The organism is Dietzia sp. HMSC21D01, from assembly GCF_001815995.1.
GTDB lineage: Bacteria > Actinomycetota > Actinomycetes > Mycobacteriales > Mycobacteriaceae > Dietzia > Dietzia cinnamea.
Map to the genome: position 1 here is coordinate 1 of NZ_KV824112.1, position 4,667 is coordinate 4,667.

Below are 4,667 nucleotides of genomic sequence, written 5' to 3' on the forward strand. Positions count from 1 at the left end.
CGGGGGTCCGGTACCCGCCGTCGGTGGGGGCCGGTGCCTGCTGTGCGCGGGCGGCGCGGGGCGGCCCCGGTCAGGCCGGGGTGACGGGGCGCGCGAAGTCGACGATGAGGCGGGACGTCTCCGCCGGGGCCTCCATGGCCGGGAACTGACCAGCGCCAGGGACGAGCGCGGTGGTGAAGTCGCCGGCCCAGGCCGAGGACGCGCGGACGGTCGCCGGCAGGATGAAGCGGTCCTCGGCACCGCTGATGCCGAGCACGGGCTGCGGCAGAACGCCGGAGACCGCGCGGCGGAAATCGCGCCCGTCCGGCCGGAGCTGGCTGCGCACCATCCAGCGGCGGCTCTCCAGCGACAGGTGGGCCACCTTGGGGATGAGCATCGCCCGCCGGAGCAGGTCGACGGTCTCGCGGAAGTCGTCGGTGCCCGGCCACGCGGGGCCCGAGCGGCTGCGCAGCATCTCCTCGACGTCCGCGGCCCCGTCGCGGGTGAGGCGCCTCTCGGGCAGGCGCGGAAACTGGTCCGCGAGTAGGCGGGGCACGAGCGCCCGCCGTTGGTGTCGGTCGAACAGTGCGGCGCGACGCGTGGCGAGCGGGTGGGGGGACCCGACGACGACTAGGCCCCGCACCGCGCGGGGCCGGCGGTACGCGGCGGTCCACGCGTAGAAGCCGCCCTCGCCCTGTCCGACGATCACGGCCGAGGAATGGCCGAGCGCCCGCACGAGATTCGTGATGTCGGACGCGAGGGTCCAGGCGTCGTATCCGCGCGGCGGTTTGTCGGAGTCGCCGTGGCCGCGCAGGTCGACGGCGACGGCGTGGAAGCCCGCCTCCGCCAGCGCGAGCATGGGCGTGCGCATCGTCCACCAGATTCCGCCGAGGCCGTGGACGAGCAGGACCAGCGGCGGAAACTCCCCGGCGACGGCGTCTGCGGGGAGCGCCTCGGCCACGTGCAGGCGGATGCCGTTGGCCGAGACGTCACGATGCCGCCACGACCCGTCGATCCTGACGATCGACGGGTCGGGCGGCCTGTGAGCGGGCGTTTTCAGTTGCGCACGGGGGGTTCGGGCGTGCTGGTGACCCGCACCGTGTGGGGCCGCTGCGGCTCGGACCCCTTGGGCATGGCCAGCTTGAGGTCCGACACCGAGTCGATGGTGCGCTGCGGCTTACGGATCTTCTTGACCTTGCGGTACCCGAGCAGTCCGCACACCGCGGCCAGAAGGACCAGCACCACGAACACGATGAGGAAACCCATCCAGTCCCAGCTCTTGGTTCCGAACCACAGCGAGATGAGCTTCGCCCACATGAACACGAACGGGAAGAAGGACATCAGGAGGAATACGAGAGCGGCCACGAAGAACCCGGACCCGGTCGCGGCCTTCTTCACCTGCTCGGTGATCTCGGTCTTGGCCAACTCGATCTCGGCCCGCATGAGAGTGGACACGTGGGTCGACGCGTTCTTGACCAGGGTGCCGATGCTGGCGTCGCCCCGGCCGATCGAGTCCGCGTCATGCAGGGGGATCGAGGCCTCGGTCGGCTTGTGCGTTCCCTGGGCGTGGCTCACGGTTGCTCCTCCATTGTCCGGCGACGGCTGCACCGTCATCCATCGTGCCACGTCACGTGGCGACCTTCACCCGCTACCCGGTCATCCGCGCGTGCCCTTCTCGCGGATCTGGTCCATGATCGTCGGATCCGCCAGGGTCGAGGTGTCGCCGCCCTCGCGGCCCTCGGCCATGTCCTTGAGCAGTCGACGCACGATCTTGCCGGAACGGGTCTTGGGCAGTTCCGGCACGATCGTGATGTCGCGGGGCTTGGCGATCGGTGAGATCTCCCGCGACACCTCGGCGCGCAGTTCGTCGATGAGCTTCTGCCGGTCCTCCTCGGCGTCCACGTTCCCGCGCAGGATCACGTAGGCGACGATCGCCTGGCCGGTGGTCTCGTCGTTCGCGCCGACCACGGCCGCCTCCGCGACCGCTCGGTGACCGACGAGCGCCGACTCGACCTCGGAGGTCGAGATGCGGTGGCCCGAGATGTTCATGACGTCGTCGACACGGCCGAGCACCCACAGGGCGCCGTCCGAGTCCAACTTGGCGCCGTCACCGGCGAAGTAGTACCCCTCCTCGGCGAAGCGAGACCAGTAGGTGTCGCGGTAGCGCTCCATGTCGCCCCAGATGCCGCGGAGCATCGCGGGCCACGGCTCGGTGAGGACCAGGAAGCCCTGCTCGTCCGCGGGGACCTCTTTGGCGTCCCCGTCGACGATCGCCGCCGAGATCCCGGGCAGCGGCCGCATGGCCGAACCCGGCTTGGTCTCGGTGATGCCCGGCAGCGGCGAGATCATGATCGCACCGGTCTCGGTCTGCCACCACGTGTCGACGATGGGGGCCTTACCGCCGCCGATGTTCTCGCGGTACCAGCGCCACGCCTCCGGGTTGATCGGCTCGCCGACCGAGCCGAGGAGGCGGATCGAGGACAGGTCGTGGGCTGCCGGGATCTCCTTGCCCCACTTCATGAACGTGCGGATCAGGGTCGGAGCCGCATAGTAGATGGTGACGCCGTACTTCTCGATGATCTGGAAGTGCCGGTGCTCGTCGGGGGAGTTGGGCGTGCCCTCGTAGACGATGCACTCGGCGCCGTTGGCCAGGGGGGCGTACACGCCGTAGGTGTGGCCGGTGACCCATCCGACGTCCGCCGTGCACCAGTAGACGTCCTCGCCGGGCTTGTGGTCGAAGACGTTGTGGTGCGTGTAGGCGGCCTGCGTGAGGTAGCCGCCGGAGGTATGGACGATGCCCTTGGGCTTGCCGGTCGTGCCGGAGGTGTAGAGCAGGAACAGGGGGTGCTCGGAGTCGAAGGCCTCCGGGGTGTGCTCGGTGGACTGCTCGGGGATCACCTCGTCCCACCAGACGTCGCGGCCCTCGGTCCACTCGACGTCGAGGCCGGTGCGGCGCACGACGAGAACGTTCTCCACGGACCGGGCGGGGCCGTCCACGCCCTCGAGATTCCCGGCAAGGGCGTCGTCGACGCCGGCCTTGAGCGGGGCGGGCCTGCCGCGGCGGAACTGGCCGTCGGCGGTGATGACGAGCTTGGCCTCGGCGTCGTCGACGCGCGAGCGCAGGGCCGCGGGCGAGAAGCCGGCGAAGACGACGGAGTGGGTCAGGCCCAGGCGCGCGCACGCGAGCATCGCGATGTAGACCTCGGGCAGCAGCGGCATGTAGATGGCCACCCGGTCGCCGGCCACCAGGCCGAGCGAGCTGAGGTAGTTGGCGGTCCGGCTGACCTCGTCCTTGAGCTCGGCGTACGTGATGTCGCGGGCGTCATCCGTGGGCTCGCCGATCCAGTGGATGGCGACGCGGTCACCATTGCCGGCCTCGACGTGCCGGTCGACGCAGTTGTAGGCGACGTTGAGCTTGCCGCCGACGAACCATTTGGCGACGGGGGCGTCGGACCAGTCCAGCACCTCGGACCATTCGGTGTCCCAGTCGAGACGACGGGCCTGCTCCTCCCAGAACGCCAGACGGTCGTCCGCGGCACTGTCGTACAGATCTGCCTGCGCGTTGGCCTGCGCGGCGAAGTCGGGATCGGGCGCGAAGGACGGGGTGTGTTCGGGAGCGGTCATCAGCGGCTCTCTCTCGGGGATGAGGTTTCACGGACGGCCGGGGTCGCCGCGGCGGACGTGACCAGACCGATGTCTGTGAGCGTAGTCACATGCGACCGGTCGTGTCGGGCAACCCACCCGAGGGGGTATGACGGGGGAGTCCTGCCCGCCACCATCAGTCGCGACGCGGTTCCGGGCCCTTCGGGCCGGCGTCCTCGGACCGGCCCGTGCCCGGGGTCGCGGGGCCCGGGCCGGTGGCCTTCGCGGGCGCGGGGGAGTCGGTGGTCTCCTCGCTGTCCGACGTTCTCGTCGTCGTCGCCCCCTTGCCGTTCCGGCCCGCCGACGCCGGGTCCGCCGCGGCGTCCTCGCCCGCGCCGACGGTCTTGGTGGGGTTTCCCGCTCCGGCCCCCGCGGTCTCCTTCGCGGCGCCCCTCGACGTGGTCTTCCCGTCGTCCTCCGCCGGCTTTCCGGCCGCGCCCGCCGACGGGCCGGACGACTGCGCGGCCGTGCCGCGGAGGCGCGTGGGCGTCTCGATGCCGTAGTACTCGAGCAGCTTGGCCTCCTGCTCGGGGGTGAGGGCGTCCTCGGTGTTGTCGGGGCGCGGGGAGTCGCGGATGACGGCGCGGGTGTGGTCGACGTGGAGTTCGTCGTCGAGGAGCCGCGCCCCGTGGAGGGGGACGATCGCGTCGGCGGAGAAGATGCCGGTCGAGACGGCCGCGAATGTGATCTTGCCGCTGGCGTCGTCCACGTAGACCTGGCGCACCGCGCCGATCTTGGCCCCCGTCGAGTCGAAGGCGGTCGCGTCGAGCAGTGCGTCGAGCTGGTCCTTGAGGTTCACGCGGATCTCCGGGGTGTCGAGGGTGGGCGGGCGGTGCCGGCGCGGGCCCCGACCGGGTGGAGGTGATTACACCAGCTCCACACCGGTTGAGGCAGCTGAAAATTGCCTGTGTCGGCCGATTGTGACCCGATGGGTAACCTCGACCCGTGACCTCCGCAGCTCCCGACCCGCTCGCCCCGCTGACCGCCCTGCCGGGCGTGGCCGAGGCCGCGGACACCGCCCGCGACGCCCTCGCCGCGGTGCACCG

Annotated in this window: 4 protein-coding genes; all 4 read right to left on the bottom strand. The window is 71.0% G+C overall.

What is annotated here, in order from left to right:
• Window positions 1–70: 70 nt before the first annotated feature.
• Entirely contained in the window at window positions 71–940 is an 870-nt protein-coding gene (locus HMPREF3086_RS15940) for an alpha/beta fold hydrolase (RefSeq protein WP_210401890.1), read from the bottom strand.
• A gap of 95 nt (window positions 941–1,035) precedes the next feature.
• Complete coding sequence (locus HMPREF3086_RS15945) at window positions 1,036–1,554, bottom strand: phage holin family protein (RefSeq protein WP_061227529.1); 519 nt, start codon at window positions 1,552–1,554, stop codon at window positions 1,036–1,038.
• Window positions 1,555–1,635: 81 nt separating this feature from the next.
• The gene (gene acs / locus HMPREF3086_RS15950) at window positions 1,636–3,603 is read right to left on the bottom strand and encodes an acetate--CoA ligase (protein WP_070722896.1); all 1,968 of its coding nucleotides are present in this window, start codon (window positions 3,601–3,603) and stop codon (window positions 1,636–1,638) included.
• A gap of 154 nt (window positions 3,604–3,757) precedes the next feature.
• Entirely contained in the window at window positions 3,758–4,420 is a 663-nt protein-coding gene (locus HMPREF3086_RS15955) for a PRC-barrel domain-containing protein (protein ID WP_070722898.1), read from the bottom strand.
• Window positions 4,421–4,667: the final 247 nt, after the last annotated feature.